We start from the raw sequence: 18,835 nt of genomic DNA on the forward strand, positions 1-18,835 counted from the left end.
ATATAGCTTAGGTTGCAGGGACCAATTAGTCCGCACTTTCCGCGAGTTCGGCAATGCGCCGACTCGGCTCATCGGTGTACTCGCCACCATGGTAACAAAGTACCTTCTCCAGCTTCAGGCCAAGTAATCTTTTCAAGCTGCGCAGTGCTTCAGGCATGTCCGGTGTTGCGGGTGGAGAAGGACCCACCAATTCATCATCGACCACACGTAATTCATCGGCAGCGAGCAGGAATTGTTGCTCCCGGAAGTAGAGGCAGATATGTCCTGGGGTGTGTCCTGGTGTATGAATGACCTGGATGCCGCCTTGTAGAGGAAGTATGTCACCATCTTCTAGCACTTTGGATATTTTGAACTCAGTCCGTTGTGAGATCAATTGTTCCGCCAGCTCCGCTATAGGTTCAGGTAGCAACGCTTTGCGTTCTGGCGTGAACTTGATCATGGGCTCTTTGCCCGTGATATACGGAATTTCATCGCTATGCGCCCAGATTTCCACTTCGGGAACAGCATTCACCAGGGCACCAAGATTACCAATGTGGTCAATATCGGAATGTGTTACAATAATGCGCTTGATATCAGATAGCTGAACGCCTTCATGCTCCAGTGCGGACTGAAGTTCGGCGAATTGGCCAATCATGCCTGTATCCACAAGCGTAATACCATCTTCATCGCGCAACATAACAGGATAGATCGGGTTTTTACCCGCAGGTGTGACAATATGAAGATTTAGAACCGTAATATCCATGGGTTGATTGTTCATATTTGTTTCCGGATCGAATCCGGGGCACCTCCTTTGTCGTGTAGGATCATTTTGAATCATGCATTCGTCAGTTCTCTGACTGATTATATTTCAAGTGTTTTCTATACTTCTTCACCGTATCCAGGATGAATTCAAACTCTTGCTTTGCATCGTGATTTTCTCTAATAATGGAAGCATAAGAGAAGTTGGAGTGAATAAGTTTATTTCTCAGTTGAAACACTTTGGCTATTTCTTCTTCAAATTTCTCTTCTCCCGATTTCAGGGAAAGATGCTGATTTTTCAATTCAGCCTGAAGGATCTCGATATTGGATAATGAGCGGTATGCAGGAGTTTTCATCAACTGGATCGAATTAAATTTTTTTTGATACGTTTGCTGGTATAGTTGATTTAGCAGGTCTTCAATAATCGTGCATAATTCAATCGTCCATGAACTATATTTTCGCTCTTTCCGTTTTTGGGTAAGCTCACCAATCTCTTCATCGTTCCACAGTTTATCTTTTTCATACAGGGATGAGTCTATCTTTTGCTGGAGATTTTGAACTTCCTGTTCGATGAGTGCAATCTCAAGTTTCGCTTCTTTTTTCAGTTTCTTGAAGTCTTCTTTGGTTAGCATACGTATCCTCCCTATAAGACCAATATGTGTTCTTTCAATTATCTCATATTGACGTCAGTAGTGCTAAAAAAACAAGAAGACGAGAGTTCCAAATATGAAGAACCTCTGGTTCAGAAGGGAAGTACCTGATGTCCATTCCAACAGCCATTGTTACGGGAGCCAATTCAGGCATGGGTCTGGCAACCACCATTGAACTTGCAAGGCAAGGGTATCACGTGATTATGGCGTGCCGCAGCGAGAAGCGCGGACAGCAGGCACTGGAGGAGGCTCTGCGTCAGTCTGGCTCTACTGCGATTGAATTGATGCTGTGTGACCTGGGGTCACTGGAAAGCATCCGTCATTTTGCCCAGTCCTTCCGTGAGCGTTACGACACACTTGACGTTCTCGTTAATAATGCGGGTGTCGTCATGTTGAAGCGCCAAGAAACCTCCGATGGTTTCGAGCAAGCTATAGGTATTAACCATCTTGGACATTTCCTGCTTACCTTACTCCTGATCGAACCGTTGAAGTCTGCGAAGCAGGGGCGTATAGTGAATGTTTCGTCTGGTGCCTACAAAGCCGGCAAAATACATTTCGAAGATCCCCATCTGCATAAAGGCTTCAATCCAATCAAAAGTTACGCTCAATCCAAGCTGGCTAACGTGTTGTTCACCCGTGTTCTGGCCCGCAAATTGGCGGAAACCCGGATCACGGTCAACTGCCTTCATCCCGGTGCGGTTGGTACAAGTATTGGCGTAGACCGCAATACTGGGTTTGGCACACGCATTATGGCTTTGGTGGGCAAGCTGCCGTTTTTCCTTTCACCTGAAGAAGGGGCACAAACGGCCATCTATCTCGCCACAAGCCCTGAAGTCGCCGGCGTAACCGGGCGTTACTTCTATCAACAAAAGGACCAGGAATTGAAAGCCCATGCGCTGGATGTCGCAGCTGCTGAGCGTTTCTGGACATGGAGCGAAGAGCAAGTCGGACTTAGACCAGAAGAAAAGTTGTAATTGTTGGCCGCTCGAAGCAAAAGGGGAAACATTCTTGGAACAGAATTAGAGGCAACCGTTTTCCATAATAACGGCTGCCTCTAACGTTAAGTTTCAGCCCATTCCTGATTAAGCGCTTAGGCTTTGGCCTTCACAGCTTGCTGAATCAGCTCAATAAATGCTTCAATGCGCTGAATGCCTTGATCGCCCTGACCGTATGCACGGACAGAGGCGGATGAGGCATTTTTCTCATTTTCCCCCAGTACAAGCGAGTAAGGCACTTTCTCCATCTGAGCTTCACGGATTTTGTAGCCTAGCTTCTCACTGCGCAAGTCTGTTTCTACTCGAATACCGGCAGCCCGCAGCTGGCTCTGAACTTGAAGCGCATAATCTGCGTAATGATCTGACACTGGCAGCAGCTTCACTTGCACGGGCGCGAGCCAGAGCGGAAACGCACCTGCATAATGTTCAGTCAGGATGCCGATGAACCGATCAATTGAACCATAGATGGCACGGTGGATCACGACAGGACGGTGTTTCAGGCTATCCTCGCCAATATAAGTGAGATCGAATTTCTCGGGCATTTGGAAATCGAGTTGAATTGTTCCGCACTGCCAGCTGCGCTTCAGTGCATCGAGAATGTGGAAGTCAATTTTCGGACCGTAAAAGGCACCATCACCCTCGTTAATGCGGTATTTCACACCGCGCCGATCAAGTACATTCTGCAATGCGCTTTCTGCTTGATCCCACAGCTCTTCCGATCCCATGGAATCTTCCGGACGAGTGGACAACTCAATGTTGTACTCAAATCCAAAGATGTCGTACATACGTCCGATCAATGAAATCGCCTGGTTAATCTCTTCCTCGATCTGCTCTGGCATCACATAGAGATGGGCATCATCCTGACAGAAAGTCCGCACCCGCATCATGCCGTTCAGAGCGCCTGAGAATTCGTGGCGGTGGACCTGACCGAATTCCATCATACGAATAGGCAGCTCACGATAGGAATGGAGTGTATTTTTGAAAATCAGCATGTGTCCCGGGCAGTTCATAGGTTTCAGGGCAAAAGTCGCATCGTCCACTTCCGAGAAATACATATTGTCCTTGTAATGTTCCCAGTGCCCCGATTGCTCCCACAGACGGTTGTTCATCATGAGGGGAGTACGAACTTCCTGGTAGCCTTCCTGCAGCTGCAATTCACGGGAGAATTGCTCCAGTTCTGTACGAACAGTCATGCCTTTGGGCAGATAGAACGGCATACCGGGTGCTTCTTCGGAGAACATGAACAGTTCAAGCTCTTTGCCTAGTTTACGGTGATCCCGTTTCTTCGCTTCTTCCAGCATGTGCAGATGTTCATCCAATTGGGCTTTGCTCGGGAAAGCAGTGCCGTAGATGCGTTGCAGCATTTTATTATCGGAGTTGCCGCGCCAGTATGCACCAGCCACATTCAGCAGTTTGAATGCTTTGATTCGACCAGTGGACGGGAGATGTGGGCCGCGACAGAGATCGAAGAACTCTCCTTGGTCATAAATGGAAAGCTCAGCGTCCTCCGGTAAATCCTGAATAAGTTCAAGCTTATACGGGTCCTGAATCTCTCCAAAGATGCGAAGTGCTTCCTCCCGGCTAACTACCCGGCGGCTAATCTTTTCATTTTCTTTTATGATTTTGTTCATTTCTTGCTCAATGGCAGCCAAATCACTGATCGATAGAGCATGCTCCAGATCGACATCGTAATAGAATCCATCTTCAATGACAGGTCCGATGCCCAGCTTCACTTGTTCCGCACCGTAGATGCGTTTGAGAGCCTGCGCGAGTATATGAGCTGTGCTGTGTCGGTAACGATACAGACCTTCCGCGCTGTCCAAAGTAACGATGACGAGTTCGCAATCTTGCTCAAGCTCCCAGTCGAGATCGACATTCTTACCATTTACGATTCCGCCGATGGCTTGTTTGCCCAGACTTGTGCTGATGGATGAGGCGACCGCTCCTACAGTGATGCCTGCGTTGTAAGAACGTACAGCTCCGCCTTGCAGGCGAATTTCAATCGGATGCCCGGGTTGCTGTTGATCATTCTTCGGTTGGTTGCTGGATTGGCTGTTTTTATTCGGATTACTCATGTGAACCACTCTCCAATATTCAAATTTGAAGCGCAAAAAACACCCGTCCCGGAAAAGGGACGAGTGCGCTCAGCTCGTGGTTCCACCCTAATTTGGTTATGAATGCTCCTGAACACGACCAGCCGCCGCAAGCAAGAACATCATAACCCTCATTGGAATCCGTTATCGGGGATCAGGCGGTGAACTCTACTGACAGCTTTGTCGGGAATTCATGAAGAAGACCGAAAAGCTGAAGTTCGAGGTCACGGCTGCAGAGGGGTAATTCCGGTCCGTTCGCTGAAGAAGGTTTCACCAATCCCTTCTCTCTCTGGGCAGCACGCAAACGGAATCTTGTCTCTGGTCATCGCCAAATATGCAAAATCGATATCCATTGAATTGATCTTAATATCGTTGAAGTCCATATCAATATATTGGAACAGGTGTTATTGAGTGTCGATTATATAGACTGAAAATGAAAAGGTCAAGCGGAATGTTTTTCACCCATGTTCTGATTGTCCATCCCATATTAATCGAATGACAGTACCTTCACCAGAAGTCGATTGCACTTCAATACGACCCTTCATCGCTTCAATTAACCCTTTTGTTACCGCCATGCCAAGGCCTGATCCGACATCGGACGTGCCTGTATCCGTCCCTCGGTAATATCGTTCAAACAGCCTCCAGACCAGTTCCGGGTCCATTCCTTGACCGTCATCGGCAAAATGAACACTGAACTCACCTGTCTGCTTACCCGGATGCACACTAACGGTCAGAGTTGACTCCGCTGGATTATGCAGAAGGGCATTAGCGGTCAGATTATCCACAATGCGTTCAAACGAAGGAATATGCACATGGCCGTATACCGGAACTTTCGCAGGCCGGAAAACAATACGTCCCTCGCCATATACCGGGTTGCGTTCTGCACGCTGGACGAGATCATGAAGTAGCGTATTTACGTCAGTTTCTTCCACAGGTGGCTGGTATCCACCGCTTCGCAATCGGTACGTCATGGCAAGGTCATTCACAAGTCGGTCCATATACATGGATTTATCCAGCATAATGCCCGCAAATTCTCTTACTTCTTCCGCGGACCAGCTATATTTCTGTGCTTCAAGCATATGGGCGTATCCCTGGATGGAGGATAGCGGTGTCTTGAGATCATGCGTTATTCCGGCGATCCATTCCTCACGCAGAGCTTCGGTCTGTTTACGAAGCTCTTCATCTTGTTTCAATGTTGCGGATAATGCCTGCATGGAGCGAAGCACTTCGGCATACACGTGGTATTTCCGTTTCCATTTGCCATTTCGTCGCTGACTGCGAGGTATGCCGCCAATGCCTTTGGGTTCTTCATAATGTCCTTGTTCTAGTCGTTGGAGCCATTGGAGCATATGCAGCATGGGGGAACCGAAACGATTGGCGTACCATAGGGCCAGCAGAATTAGCAAAATGACAACGGATAGGATCAGCACGATGAGCACTGGGGTCAAAATGAAATTATAGGGATTTTCTTCCCCTGTAGCAGTTGGATCGACAGGTATACTGAGCATCCAGGTCGTGCCATTCTGTTCATCGTAAAAGGTTGCGATCGATATTCCATATCGATTGGGATAACGAATACGCAAAGCCAGTTCCTGTATGTTGTAACTGCTGGGAACGCCCATGGCAGGTTTATTATAAGAGACCAGCTCTTGACCGTAGGCATCCAAAATTTGCAGATAGGCACCTTTGGAACGGATGGCATCCTCTTGTTTGGGGAGAAGTATAAGCTCTCCATTGGTGTAATGACTGTCCTCACGGGCTTGATCGAGTAAGGATTTGGTCTGATTGCGTTCGCCGTACAGCAAGGTGAACATCTCGCCGTTTTTCTCCCGAATCAGCATGACGATCTGGTATGGGAACGGCTTCTTGGCCTCCCAGTAAGCGATCAGCTCTCCAGGCTTGTATTGCTTCGGAACGTCATCCGGTGTATTAAAATCATCAATGACGTAGCCTTTTTCATCCACAACTTGAAGCCATCCCTGATTTTTCTCGACCTGCTTCAGCAGCCTGGGATCATAGCGGACCGTCCCATCGGGCATGATTTCTGCGGTATTAATCAGTTGGTCAAGACCACTGGTAGCGAAGTCGTCCACCAGGCTTACTTCATTTACCTTTTGAACAACCCAATAGGTGGCTGCCGAACCCAACAGGATGATGAGAACGACTGCGCCAGCAAGCATACCGATAAATCGGGTCATTAATCTGCGACGAATACTCATGCGCGTGACACTTGGTTAGGCTGAATGAGTTTGTACCCCAGCCCCCGGACGTTGACGAGAAACGTAGGGTTAGAGGGATCAGCCTCAATCCGCTCACGAATACGGTGAATATGAACCATAACGGTGTTGTCATCGCTGATGGATTCCGAACCCCATACACGCTCATACAATTCCGATTTGGTGAAAATACGATTTGGATGCTTGCAGAAAAAGAGCAGCAGCTGGTAGACAAGAGCCGGACAGGTTACAGGCTGTCCTTCAACCTGAAGTTCACCGGCGTGTTCAAATACTTGAAAACGACCAAAATCATATACCCCTTCCTGCACGGCAGGAGATGACGAAGTTACGTCAGAAGAGGGTGGAGACGCCGTTGTAGTCGCCGCCATTTTGGTAGGTAAATAACGTTTCAGCAGTGATTTGATCCGGGCGACCACTTCCAGTGGATTAAATGGTTTAACGACATAATCATCGCCGCCAACGGCGAATCCGGTTAACTTGTCATAATCCGTTGTTTTGGCGGTCAGAAAAAGAATCGGTGCATCGGTCACCTGCCGCAGAAAGGGACAGATCTCCAGTCCGCTTTTGCCAGGCAGCATGATGTCCAGCACAATGCAGTGATAGGTTTTATTTTCGCAGGCGGTAATCGCCTCTTCTCCAGTGGTAACGGTGTCGATGTCTACAAATTGCTCTTTGAGCAGGACGGTTTTGAGCATATGTAAAATGGCTTGTTCATCATCAACTAGCAGTATGGAGACGTGATCCATGATGTGAAATGACCTCCTAGGGCTTCCTGTTTGTTTATTGCTAATCATACCATCCGAAAGGGCTATGTAGTGTGTGAGCTATCTTAACGGAATCTTAATTATGAAGCCATAGAAGACGCTACAGTTTAACTACATGTAAGGATGGGTTAGACGAAGGATAAGATTCATTCTGTACACTTAACAGGAAAGTATAACGAACACAGAAGGGATGTAGAGAATGGACAGTTTAAAAGAAGGATCTAAAATTCGTGCGAATCACTTAAATGGCGGGGGAAGTCTTCCGAAATCAGGATATGCTGCACATGAGAAGTTACAGAGCAAAAAGAGCTGGAAGTTGCTTGCCATTGCCCTTGGAGCCTGCGTGATGTTGTCTGCCTGCGGTAACAGTAACTCGATTACATCCGAGCAGGCGGAGCAGCAGTCCAAGGAACGGACGACAAATGCCAATGAAGCGAGTGAGAGTACCCATCAGGCAGAGAATTCAGGTACAGAGGTGAGCGCCATCATTACACCCGACAATTTCATCGATACGTTAATGAACGGTTCCAAGGATGCCATCTACAGTCAGATGAGTCCCGAGTTGAAGGAAGCACTAACGCTTGAACAGTTTAAATCGTCTGCGGATCAATTCCTTGAGGGCGTAACTTCCTTTGATCTAGTGGTGAATGCCAAAGTGAATCATTTAACTGAGCTCGCCTGGAAGGATCAAACAGGAGACAAAGGAATTCAAGCTTATTTTACCGAAGCAAATCAGATTGAAGGGCTGTTAATCCAACCACTGGAACCCCATGAAGATACGGATCAAACATTCACCAAAACAGAATTTCAATTCCCAATGAAGGGTGAATGGTATGTGTTCTGGGGAGGCAATGATGTGATGTCAAACTATCATTACGAGCATGAAACACAGCGCTATGCGCTAGATATCATTCGCACCAAAGCAGCTTTCAGTTACAACGGAGATGCAAAGGTGAACGAAAACTACTACGCTTTTGGTGAGCCGCTCTATGCAGCTGCGGACGGAACCGTAGTCGATATCAAGAATGATATTCCAGATAATATACCAGGTGTTATGAACCCGGAAGAACCAGCGGGTAATAATGTGGTCATTGACCATGGAAACGGAGAATACAGCATCACCGGGCACATTAAGGAAGGCAGTGTGGCCGTCAAAAAAGGGGATAAAGTCAAGCAGGGAGACCTCATTGGAGAGCTGGGTAACTCAGGTAATTCCAGTGAAGCTCATCTGCACTTCCAGGTATCGGACGGCCCGGATCTATTCACTTCCCGTTCTGTTAACATTCGTTGGGCGGATCAGAGCCAGCAGTTAACCCGGGGGAACACGATTCAAGGGTTGTCTGAGTAAATATGGATTTAAGCTGAATGTTGGGGGATGACGTCGACTTCATTCCTCCGTTATAATACCGTCATAAGATAGAATCGATCTGGATGATGGAGGAGTAGACATGAAGCTGGATAGTGTACAGATTGAGTATGCGAGTCGTGAGGACTTACCAAGGATTGTGGAGATCTATAATTCTACGATTGAGAGCCGAATGGTGACGGCGGATTTGGAGCCGGTGACCGTCGAGCAACGTATTCCGTGGTTTGAGGAGCATTCTTCCGATCATCGCCCACTCTGGGTGATGAGACTTGAGGGACAGGTTGTAGCCTGGGCTAGCCTGGGTTCATTTTATGGAAGACCTGCGTACAATGGGACGGTGGAAGTCAGTGTGTATGTGGATCAGCAGTGCCGGGGAATTGGGGCTGGCGGACGTTTGCTGAACACCATTTTTGACGCTTGTCCTGCGCTTGGAATCAAGACGATTCTGGGATTTGTGTTTGGACATAATGAACCGAGTCTGGGGTTATTACGCAAGCATGGCTTTGAACAGTGGGGCTATTACCCTGAAGTGGCTGTGCTGGATGGCGTCAACCGGGATTTGGCGATTTTGGGCAAAAAAATATAGCATGTATCAAAATAAATGAAACCTCCAGATCCACAATGCGTGGATTGGAGGTTATTTTTGCTTACATCGAGTAAATAGGGGATGACTTAGGTGTGCGACACGCCAAGCCTTTGTTTAATATCCTGAATCTGTGCCAGATGACGCTCTTCATGATAGCTTGCAAAATCGACCCATTGAGCCAGATCCATCTCACCGAAAACCGGGTGAAGAAAGGACTTGCTTCGCAGCAGTTCAGACTCATGATCTTGTGCAACGTGCATCAATGCTTGATGTGAGTCTTCCAGGTCATGTCGTACATTCGCCAGCGTTTCTGGTTCCGCAGGAGGCTGGAGATGAGACGGGGCGCTGACAGAGTGGCTGCGATCCAGTGTAAGCTCATATGGTTTTTTGTCCACAGCAACGGTCTGTTCTTTCTTTAGAGCGGCGTGGGCTTGCTTCACAATGATGTTTTCCATCAAATTCAGGTGACGGAGAACTTGCATAATACTCCAGTGAGTAGGTGTGGGTTGGAGGTTCAATTGCTCTTCATTGAGTCCAGAGACGGCTTCCCAAATTTGGCTCCGAATGTCGTCATTACGAGTGAACATCGTGCGATCCTCTCCTTTAAATGAGTTCTATGATGTCAGCTTGTGTAAGTGCAGTGCCTAAAATGTGGATGCTTAATATACATCATAGAGGATCTGAAAGTTGAATGCGAAGATGTGTTTAAATACCCTTGTTAGATGATGTTATGTGCATGAGAATAAAGCGGTTTTTATAAACGGGTTATATCAAATCATGCCATCGCCAAAAAAAGAATTGACGCTAAGTAGTGCGGGACTCTATAATCGATAACAAGTAACTTGATATGTAAGGAGTCCTGACATGGTATGTTAGTAATTGATGAGGTGTATCACCATACAGCATTGCAAATATCATCGTCCGATTTATTGTACCTTATCCAACAGCTCAAGGTCAAAAAAGAAAATGAGATCGAAACGCTTAAACATAAAATTGAACAATTCGAACAAAAAAAACGTGCGGAAGAAGTGGCTTATCAATCCTTGTCGACTGTACGCAAATGGTTCGCAGGCCGCCCTGCATCCCATCACCAGGCGGTGGAATATATGGTCCAGGTGAAGGAACGTTTTCGCAAAATGGAACAAATCCGGCGGCGGATACGAGAACTGGACCGCATTGCTGAACGAATCAAGCATCCGGACAGCATCGAACGGGATGAAATCGAGCTTACGCCCGAAACGATCCGGGAGATTAGACAGCTTAGGGAAACGGAGGATGTATAAGCATGACTTTGGAGACGTTAAGCTCCGGGATGGATACGGTCTGGGTCGTACTGAGTGCAGCCATGATTTTGTTGATGGAGGGCGGATTCGCGCTCCTGGAGGCTGGCTTTGTACGTTATAAAAATAGCGTAAATATTATTATGAAGGTTTTCGCTGACATTACGATTGGAACGTTGCTTTTCTATGCCATCGGATTTGGCTTGATGTATGGCTCTGATGCCGGAGGTTTTGTAGGCATAACCGGATTTTTCCTCAATGGAGACTTGTCTCACCTGGATGTACCCGTTTCATTGGAAACATTCTGGCTGTTCCAGGCCGCGTTCACCATTGCCGTCATTTCCATCGTATCGGGTGCTGTAGCTGAACGGATTAACTTTCGTGCCTATCTGCTGTACATCATATTGATGACGGCAATCATTTATCCGATTGGTGGACACTGGGCATGGGGCGGCGGTTGGCTCGGCAAGCTGGGGATGCAGGATTTTGCCGGTTCCGCAGTTATTCACGCGTTGGGCGGGTTCTCTGCACTGGCCGCCGCGATTATTATTGGGCCGCGTAAAGGCAAATACACACCGCTTGGCGTGAGTGCCATTGCGCTTCCGAGCAATCTGCCGCTGGCATCTGTAGGTGCATTTCTGCTGTGGTTCGGCTGGTTTGGCTTCAATGCAGGAAGTACGCTCAGTGCGACTGATGTAAGGATCGGTCACATTGCCATCGTTACGATGTTATCTGCTGCTTCGGGCGGTGCGGCTACACTGCTTTACACCTTGTTCCGATTCAATCGTTCAGACGCACCATCGGTCATTAATGGCTCGCTGGCCGGTCTGGTCGGTATTACGGCGGGGTGTGCTTTTGTCAGTGATGTAGCTGCGATATTCATCGGGGCGGTATCTGGATTACTCATGATGGCTGCAACGAATTGGCTGGACCGCAGGCAGATTGATGACCCGGTGGGTGCGTTCCCTGTTCATGCTGTATCCGGGATGTGGGGAACGATTGCCGTGGGTTTGTTTGCAACCGATGGTGGCTTGTTCATGGGAGGTGGCTGGAGGCTGCTGGGTGTTCAGGCGCTCGGCCTAACGGCTTTGGTCGTCTGGGGATTTGTCATGACCTGGATTGGTCTGAAACTGATTGGCAAGATCGTTCCTGTCCGTTCCACGGAAGAAGAGGAAGATTTGGGTCTGGATATTAGTTATCATGGTGTAATGGCTGCACACCAGTCCCATGAATTTTTAGATGGCGAGGAGCATATTCGTGCTTTCCAGAATGATTCACCGAATCGGGATCGTTAAGAATGAACCGACTGGATAATAAGGAAGCAGACTGACACCGGATGTCAGTCTCTTTTTTTGCAAGAAGCAGGGAAAGAAGACTCAGCGGAAGAATATACAGGTGTGAACCTGAATATGTCTCACCATAGATGTATTGTCAGAAGGGGAGGATCTGTATGATTAAACCTGAACAATGTGAACGTCTGACCAGAAAAGCCCGGAAAACTCTTGAGGAGTATGGATTGGGTAATGCTGCCGATCTGCTGTTATCTTCAAGCCGTTGGGGAATTCGCCTTGATGTATCGACAATCGATGAGTATCGCAGAACAGGAAATTCACGTGTAGGTGGAAATCCGGATCTGCCGAGCAACATGAAATGGCCTTTGACACAGGACGGGGTGCCCATGACGTTCCTGGCCCAGTTGAATCTCGTGGATTTGACGCCATATACGCCTAATGATGGGCGCGGGAGTTTGCCCGAACGGGGCATGTTATACTTCTTCATTGGTGTGGATGAACCGGCTTATCATATTGAGCATCGTGTGATTTACGAGCCGGACGCTCATAACCTGATAAGGCGAGAGCCTGATGGCGAAACCGCGCTGGGTAAGGACGATTTTGTAGCACATTCGGTAACAGTGCTGCCTAATCTCGAGTTTCCTACATATGCATACATTGATTCTCTGGCTCTGAATGCAATCGCCGCCCCGCTGTCTGGTGGAACGGTAGCTGTCGAAGGGGAGGAAGGTCTATATGACCGATACCTGGAATTTGAGTCCAGCTGGAATCATCCGAGTACGCAGAACTGGGGTGGCATGTTTGGATACCCTGACGGTCAGCATCCGGATGCCGAACACCAGGCGCTGTTACAGATCGTACTTGGTGAAGAGTATACTTATGACGAGCAGGCGTGTGAGAGGAAGCTGACTGAACATTATGGCGGGGATGAGAAACGGACACAACAAGAGCTTGCGGATACCTTGCTTCTATTAAAAATTGATACGCATGACGCTATCGGTTTTCAATGGTGGGATTGTGGGGAATTGCAATTTTTCATTCGTAAGGCTGACTTGTTCGCAGGACGATTCGATCAAACGTATTGTTCGTTATATTCAAGTTGAGTTCATGTTTGTTATCATCGGAGCAACAAAATGTCCCAAATTCCGTCTATATGGGGGAGGAGGGACTTTTTTTTGTTCATTATTGTTGGTTTTCGATCAAAGCTGGTTTATATATAAAGGGGGAATTTATGGTTGATTAGCGATCATACGTTCTATATAATGGGATAAAAAGGGAGTGTTTCTGTTGATTCAGTCTGCATTTAAACATATTGATGTGGCAGTGACATCATTAATCCATTTATGTGACCAACTGTCGGAGCAAGACTTGGCTTTGACTCCGATTGAGGGCAAACGGCCGGTCGGAGAATTGCTTTCTCATCTATCCGTCATTTGTCGTGCAGATGTACATATTTCGGAGGGAGCTTCCGAAGAAGAAATGGCTTTGTTTTACGAGGAAAATCAGCCGAATTCACTGAGTGAGATCAAAGAAGCGCTGATTGCGAATCAGATGTACCTCTATCATCGATATAGACAGTTTAATACAGAGGAATTATTACAGGTGACTGACTCCTATTGGGGAGCTTCGTACAGTCGTCTGGAGTGGCTGCTTGAGATCATGGGACATGTGTATCACCACAGGGGTCAACTGCATACGATGCTGACACTGACTGGAATAGAGCCCAAAGTAGCGTTGTTTGAATAGATAGATCCAGGTCCATAATTTGAGGTTCTGCCTAATTATAGAGCAAGATTTAATAGAATACATAGAGCATGTTATCCGCAACAAGCAACGGTTAAGCAAGGATTAGATCGACGATACTATATGTTAATAATAGAGATTGCGAAATGGAAGAAAACAATACTACTGATGAGAGAGAGGAACCTATTCAGAAGCTGCATCGGGTTTCCATAATCGTTTCCATTATGGAGGGTACTCAGTTTACCGGAAATCCAACGTTTTTGCTTCTTTCCGAGGGCGATGATTTTCGCAGATTCATTTCCTAGTGGTATACTTTGAACAAGCAATGATTCATGGAATGGAAAGGAATAATGCCGTGGCACAGCCAGCAACCATTCTGCTTGTGGATGATGAGCAGGATATTATTAAACTGATGGAGATTTATTTTGGCAATGAAGGATACCGGGTTCTGACAGCCAGTGATGGGATCGAGGCGCTTGAGCAATTGAAGAAAGAGCCAATTGATCTGATCATTCTGGATGTCATGATGCCGAATATGGACGGAATTGAAGCATGTATGAAAATTAGGGAAGAGCAGAAAATGCCGATCATTATGCTGTCCGCCAAAAGCATGGATATGGATAAAATCACAGGGCTGAGCATCGGTGCTGATGATTATGTGACCAAGCCGTTTAACCCGCTTGAACTTGTGGCACGGGCAAAGTCACAGCTTCGCAGGTACCATACCTTCAATGAGGGCCGGGAAAGCAAGGAGCATGAGTGGGTGATTGACGATCTGGTCATCAACACCGATACGCATGAGGTCTGGGTGGATGAGCAGCCTGTTCGCTTGACTCCACGTGAATTTGCCGTTCTGGAGCTGCTGGCGCGCCATCAAGGCTCTGTGCTGAGTATGGAGCAGATCTACAGACAGGTCTGGAAAGAAGAGTTTATGGAGTCCAACAACACAGTCATGGTGCATATCCGCAAGATTCGTGAGAAAATCGAACTCGACAGCAAACATCCCAAGTTCATACAGACGGTATGGGGTGTTGGTTATAAGATGATCAAACCACAATAAGCACGTGCGTCTATGAGGTTAATTGGATACAGAGCGTGAGCAAGGAGTTCCTAGATGAATTCAAAATTAATTAACACAGTCCGGTGGAAATTTATCTACGCATTTCTGCTGAGTGGCATTTTGACGGCGGCTATTTTGTATGGGGGCAGCAAAGTTGTACACTCCATTCTAGCGGCTCAGACCTATCCTAATTATTCGATCCCTGCAAGGGGCATCAGGTGGCTGGTGAACCATATTGGGTCGGTGCCATTAATGATTATGGTTGGCATACTTGGCTTTGTGCTGTTCTTTTTCCTGTTCACGCGCAGGGTGATGCTGGTTCTGGACGAGATTACGGCGGGAATTCAGGAAGTTGCCAAAGGGGAGCTGTCTCATCGGATCGAAGTGAAGACATCGGATGAATTTGGCGTTGTGGCTGCCAGTGTTAATCAGATGGCTGAACAATTGCAGCTGTCATTGCAGGAGGAGCGCAGCGCAGTTGCTGCCAAAAATGAATTGATTACAGGCATTTCTCATGATTTGAGGACGCCGCTGACCTCCATTCTCGGATTTTTGGAATACATAGAGAAAGATCGATACCAGGATGAAATTGAGATGCGCTATTACGTAAGTATTGCGTACGAGAAATCCTTAACATTGAGGAAGCTGATCGACGATTTGTTCGAATATACCCGTGTCAGTGGTGGTAGCTTACCCTTGTCATTGACTTCCTTGAACCTGAATCCATTCCTGATGCAGCTTGCGGAGGAGTTCGCTCCGATGCTGGAAGAAGCGGGTATGACATACAAGATCATTGGTGGACAAGAACCTTTATGGATTCAGGCCGCTCCTGGCGAGCTTGTTCGTGCGTATGAGAACCTGTTCAGTAACGCGATCCGTTATGGGGCACAGGGTAAAGTGATGGAGATTGCGTTGTCTCTTGAAGGTGAAGAAGCTGTGGTGCGCATTAGCAATTATGGTGAACCCATTCCGGCGCAGGATTTGCCGCACTTATTCGATCGATTCTACCGGGTGGACAAATCCCGCTCTCGCGACACAGGCGGCACCGGACTGGGGCTGGCTATTGCCAAATCCATGATTGAATTACATCGCGGGAGTATCACTGCCTACAGTGAACAGGGCCGGACTGATTTTGTTACGCGTTTTCCGGTGACTGCTCCTCCGATGAACAGAGATACAGAGGAACGGTAACCTGGCAGAATCCTCTTCTTATATAAGAGAGTTTTCTTGATTCAGCATCTATGCTAAATGCTGAATTAAGAAAATGATAAGAAGTTACCCACTTCCTCATTAAGAAATATTCGGTATTCTTAACCTCAATCGTACACATGAACTTCAAAATTGAGGAGGATACCGAATATGAGATTATTATTACGTACAGTCAGATTGAGCTACATATATATTTCCGGAGCAAGCGCGTTACTTAGCGTAGCGCTCCTATTTGTCGTTTATCACATGTTACGTTTTGCCCACCATCATATCCTATCGGAGACAACAGGAATAACTCGCATTATGTACTGGGTGATAAACCATATCGGTACAACGCCATTGGTTATATTCATCGGTGGGGGTATGTTTGCGTTGTTTTTTTGGATTCGATCCCAGAAGATTGCAGATGACCTCAAGGTGATTGGTCGTGGAACTCATGAACTGGCAAATGGCCGAATTCCAGCACAGATAGAAGTGTTGAACGGAGGAGAGTTGCGACAGATTGCCGCGGATCTGAATGACATTGCGATACGTATTCAAGCGGAGCGCTTACATAGTTCAGACCAGGAATGGATAGATCGAGAGCCGAGAGGCGAAGATTGGTTCAATTCTAGTATGTATGATGATAAAAGTAGCCGGCAACAAATGGTGTTAGAAAGTGAGAGAAGCCATAAGCAACGTATTCAAGCAGATTTGCTTGGATCACAATCTGGTCGCATAAGTGCCGATCTGCCGATTAAACTGACTCTCTACGGTGTTCGTTCTTCGCTGGATACGATCATGGAAGGCCGCTGTCGGGATGAAGCGGAGGTTCAGCACTGGGTCAGGTTGGCGTATGAACAGACGTTAAGGCTGGAGCTTGCCCTGGATTCTATGGAAATGAAGCCGCAGGAACAATCAGGCTCCAATCCACATGTATTTAGGGAGCCTGAATGTTGAGATCCAGCATAAGGCGCGGTATCTATCACATATTTGATGCCTCTGTAGTCATCGTTATTTTGCTAGCGGTCGGCTACATCTATATTGTTACTTACGGCGAAGGTGTACTTCGCAATCATCCTGAGGCCATTTCGGTGGCTTCTTCCACCGTCATTAGCAATGCGGATGGAACAGAAATTTCGAGATTACAAGTACAAACCAAGGGATATGCGGAGTATGCCGATTTGATGGATATGCCCGATCTGTTAAAGCAGGCGTTTCTGGCTACGGAAGATCGACGTTTCTATAACCACGATGGACTGGATTATATCGGAATTGGCAGGGCGGTTATGCAGGATGTTTTACATATGAACCTGAGTCAGGGAGGCAGCTCAATTACACAGCAACTGGCCAGAAATCTCTATTTGAACGGAGATAAAACGCTGGTTCGCAAGGTGAATGAAATGTCGATTGCCATGGCGATGGAAAAGAGATTTAGCAAGGATGAGCTATTAGAGCTGTATTTGAATCATATTTATATGGGACGCCAGCAATACGGGGTTAAAGCCGCGGCATGGCGCTACTTCGGGATTAAGGATCTACGACAGCTGGAGATCTGGCAAATGGCTACGCTGGCCGGAATCCCGAAGGGACCTTCCATATACAATCCGGTGGATCGGGAAGACCTGTCCAAAGAGAGGCGTTCTGTGGTTCTTGTACTCATGCATGAGCAAGGAATCATTACAAAGAAACAGATGGATGAGGCGCGAAGTGTGGACTATACACCGCCAAATTCAACATCTGCATCGACTCCAGGCTCAACATTGCCTGCCTACGTGTCTGCCTTGGATGCGGTAATCGAGGAGGCTTCCCGACTCACAGGCAAGAGTGGAGCAGAGATTCAATCCGCAGGCTGGACCATTCGTACGGGACTGGATGATCAAGCGCAGCTGGCGATGGAACAAGCATTCCGTGAATCTTCCCGGTTCATCGATGATCGTGAGGATGAGCAAGTGCAGGCGAGTATGGTCATACTGGACCAGCATAACGGTGAAGTCAAAGCGATGATGGGCGGGCGAGACCCCGTAAAAGGAGGCATTAACCGGGCAACCACGGATGCAAGGCAACCTGGTTCTGCATTTAAGCCCATTATTGCATACGGACCTGCATTGGAATCAGGTCGGTTTAAGCCAGAGAGCATGCTGCCTGATCAACGCATGAAATATGGGAGTTATCAACCAAGCAACTTGGGTGGGCGTTACAGAGGTACAGTTACGATGTCGCAAGCCATTGAAAATTCCATCAATGCTCCGGCCGTATGGCTGCTGCATGAGACAGGACTGGGACGCGCACATCAATTTGCAGGTCGATTGGGCATTGAACTGGGCAAGGAGGATCTTAATCTGTCGATTGCCTTAGGTGGTTTGCATAAAGGGGTGTCTCCACTAAAAATGGCCCAGGCATATTCCGTGTTTGCCAATAACGGCAAGTTCAATACGGCGCATCTAATTCGTGAAATTACGGATTCACGCGGCCGGAAAATCTATGCTTTTAAGCCAGAGAACAAGCAGGTGATATCCACCAGCACGGCAACTGCCATGACCGGCATGCTCCAAGATGTGGTCAGTCAAGGAACAGGTAGAAGGGCACAGCTGAGTCAGCATAAGGTAGCGGGGAAGACAGGAACAACGCAAGCTGCATTACCTGGTGTAAGCAAGGAGGCGAACAGGGATCTGTGGTTTGTAGGATATACGAGCAAGTGGACGGCTGCAGTCTGGATGGGATTTGATCGTACGGATGCAGAGCATTATATGAGATCCGGAAGTGGTGTGGCGGCGGATTTATTTGCATCGGTTATGAAGCGTGCATTACCATAAAAGAGAATGGTTTACCGTACACCAATG

Annotated in this window: 17 protein-coding genes; 11 read left to right on the forward strand and 6 right to left on the reverse strand. The window is 47.4% G+C overall.

Annotated features, from left to right (window positions below; translation table 11 throughout):
- Positions 1 to 25: 25 nt before the first annotated feature.
- Both PTQ21_RS12680 and PTQ21_RS12685 read right to left on the reverse strand, forming a co-directional pair.
- On the reverse strand, positions 26 to 757 hold the full coding sequence (locus tag PTQ21_RS12680) for an MBL fold metallo-hydrolase (RefSeq protein ID WP_274570076.1): 732 nt from the start codon (positions 755 to 757) through the stop codon (positions 26 to 28).
- Positions 758 to 824: 67 nt separating this feature from the next.
- On the reverse strand, positions 825 to 1,370 hold the full coding sequence (locus PTQ21_RS12685; protein ID WP_063564366.1) for a hypothetical protein: 546 nt from the start codon (positions 1,368 to 1,370) through the stop codon (positions 825 to 827).
- Positions 1,371 to 1,498: 128 nt separating this feature from the next.
- Here PTQ21_RS12685 and PTQ21_RS12690 point away from each other — a divergent pair, with 128 nt between their 5' ends.
- Positions 1,499 to 2,362, forward strand: a complete 864-nt coding sequence (locus tag PTQ21_RS12690) for an SDR family oxidoreductase (RefSeq protein WP_063564365.1) — start codon at positions 1,499 to 1,501, stop codon at positions 2,360 to 2,362.
- 116 nt (positions 2,363 to 2,478) lie between these two features.
- Here the strand turns inward: PTQ21_RS12690 and thrS are convergent, their stop codons facing one another.
- The 3 genes from thrS to PTQ21_RS12705 all read right to left on the reverse strand — a co-directional run bounded on the left by thrS (position 2,479) and on the right by PTQ21_RS12705 (position 7,459).
- A complete protein-coding gene (gene thrS, locus PTQ21_RS12695) occupies positions 2,479 to 4,458 on the reverse strand; it encodes a threonine--tRNA ligase (protein ID WP_274570077.1) in 1,980 nt (659 codons plus the stop codon).
- Between the two features lie 476 nt (positions 4,459 to 4,934).
- On the reverse strand, positions 4,935 to 6,695 hold the full coding sequence (locus PTQ21_RS12700; RefSeq protein ID WP_274570078.1) for a sensor histidine kinase: 1,761 nt from the start codon (positions 6,693 to 6,695) through the stop codon (positions 4,935 to 4,937).
- Positions 6,692 to 7,459, reverse strand: coding sequence for a response regulator transcription factor (locus PTQ21_RS12705; protein ID WP_274570079.1), 768 nt, complete (start codon positions 7,457 to 7,459; stop codon positions 6,692 to 6,694). Before PTQ21_RS12705 ends, PTQ21_RS12700 begins: the two co-directional genes overlap by 4 nt.
- Before the next feature lie 217 nt (positions 7,460 to 7,676).
- Between PTQ21_RS12705 and PTQ21_RS12710 the strand changes: the two genes are divergently transcribed.
- Both PTQ21_RS12710 and PTQ21_RS12715 read left to right on the forward strand, forming a co-directional pair.
- Positions 7,677 to 8,825, forward strand: coding sequence for a M23 family metallopeptidase (locus tag PTQ21_RS12710; protein WP_274570080.1), 1,149 nt, complete (start codon positions 7,677 to 7,679; stop codon positions 8,823 to 8,825).
- A 100-nt stretch (positions 8,826 to 8,925) separates the two neighbouring features.
- Positions 8,926 to 9,429, forward strand: a complete 504-nt coding sequence (locus tag PTQ21_RS12715) for a GNAT family N-acetyltransferase (RefSeq protein WP_063564362.1) — start codon at positions 8,926 to 8,928, stop codon at positions 9,427 to 9,429.
- An 86-nt stretch (positions 9,430 to 9,515) separates the two neighbouring features.
- Here PTQ21_RS12715 and PTQ21_RS12720 read toward each other — a convergent pair whose 3' ends face one another.
- Entirely contained in the window at positions 9,516 to 10,016 is a 501-nt protein-coding gene (locus tag PTQ21_RS12720) for a DinB family protein (protein WP_175383772.1), read from the reverse strand.
- A gap of 282 nt (positions 10,017 to 10,298) precedes the next feature.
- Between PTQ21_RS12720 and PTQ21_RS12725 the strand changes: the two genes are divergently transcribed.
- The 8 genes from PTQ21_RS12725 (at position 10,299) to PTQ21_RS12760 (ending at position 18,808) form a co-directional block, all read left to right on the forward strand.
- Complete coding sequence (locus PTQ21_RS12725) at positions 10,299 to 10,712, forward strand: hypothetical protein (RefSeq protein WP_063564360.1); 414 nt, start codon at positions 10,299 to 10,301, stop codon at positions 10,710 to 10,712.
- Between the two features lie 2 nt (positions 10,713 to 10,714).
- Positions 10,715 to 12,004, forward strand: a complete 1,290-nt coding sequence (locus PTQ21_RS12730; protein ID WP_274570082.1) for an ammonium transporter — start codon at positions 10,715 to 10,717, stop codon at positions 12,002 to 12,004.
- A 155-nt stretch (positions 12,005 to 12,159) separates the two neighbouring features.
- Positions 12,160 to 13,104, forward strand: a complete 945-nt coding sequence (locus tag PTQ21_RS12735) for a DUF1963 domain-containing protein (RefSeq protein WP_064639896.1) — start codon at positions 12,160 to 12,162, stop codon at positions 13,102 to 13,104.
- Between the two features lie 175 nt (positions 13,105 to 13,279).
- A complete protein-coding gene (locus PTQ21_RS12740; RefSeq protein WP_256336556.1) occupies positions 13,280 to 13,747 on the forward strand; it encodes a DinB family protein in 468 nt (155 codons plus the stop codon).
- 334 nt (positions 13,748 to 14,081) lie between these two features.
- Positions 14,082 to 14,804, forward strand: coding sequence for a response regulator transcription factor (locus tag PTQ21_RS12745; RefSeq protein ID WP_063564620.1), 723 nt, complete (start codon positions 14,082 to 14,084; stop codon positions 14,802 to 14,804).
- A 54-nt stretch (positions 14,805 to 14,858) separates the two neighbouring features.
- Complete coding sequence (locus PTQ21_RS12750) at positions 14,859 to 15,995, forward strand: sensor histidine kinase (protein WP_072734244.1); 1,137 nt, start codon at positions 14,859 to 14,861, stop codon at positions 15,993 to 15,995.
- Positions 15,996 to 16,163: 168 nt separating this feature from the next.
- Entirely contained in the window at positions 16,164 to 16,952 is a 789-nt protein-coding gene (locus tag PTQ21_RS12755; RefSeq protein WP_274570085.1) for a hypothetical protein, read from the forward strand.
- Positions 16,946 to 18,808: a transglycosylase domain-containing protein gene (locus PTQ21_RS12760; protein ID WP_274570086.1), complete on the forward strand. Its 1,863-nt coding sequence runs from the start codon at positions 16,946 to 16,948 to the stop codon at positions 18,806 to 18,808. The genes PTQ21_RS12755 and PTQ21_RS12760 overlap by 7 nt, the downstream gene beginning before the upstream one ends.
- Positions 18,809 to 18,835 lie beyond the last annotated feature (27 nt).

It is taken from the genome of Paenibacillus marchantiae (assembly GCF_028771845.1).
Lineage (GTDB): Bacteria > Bacillota > Bacilli > Paenibacillales > Paenibacillaceae > Paenibacillus > Paenibacillus marchantiae.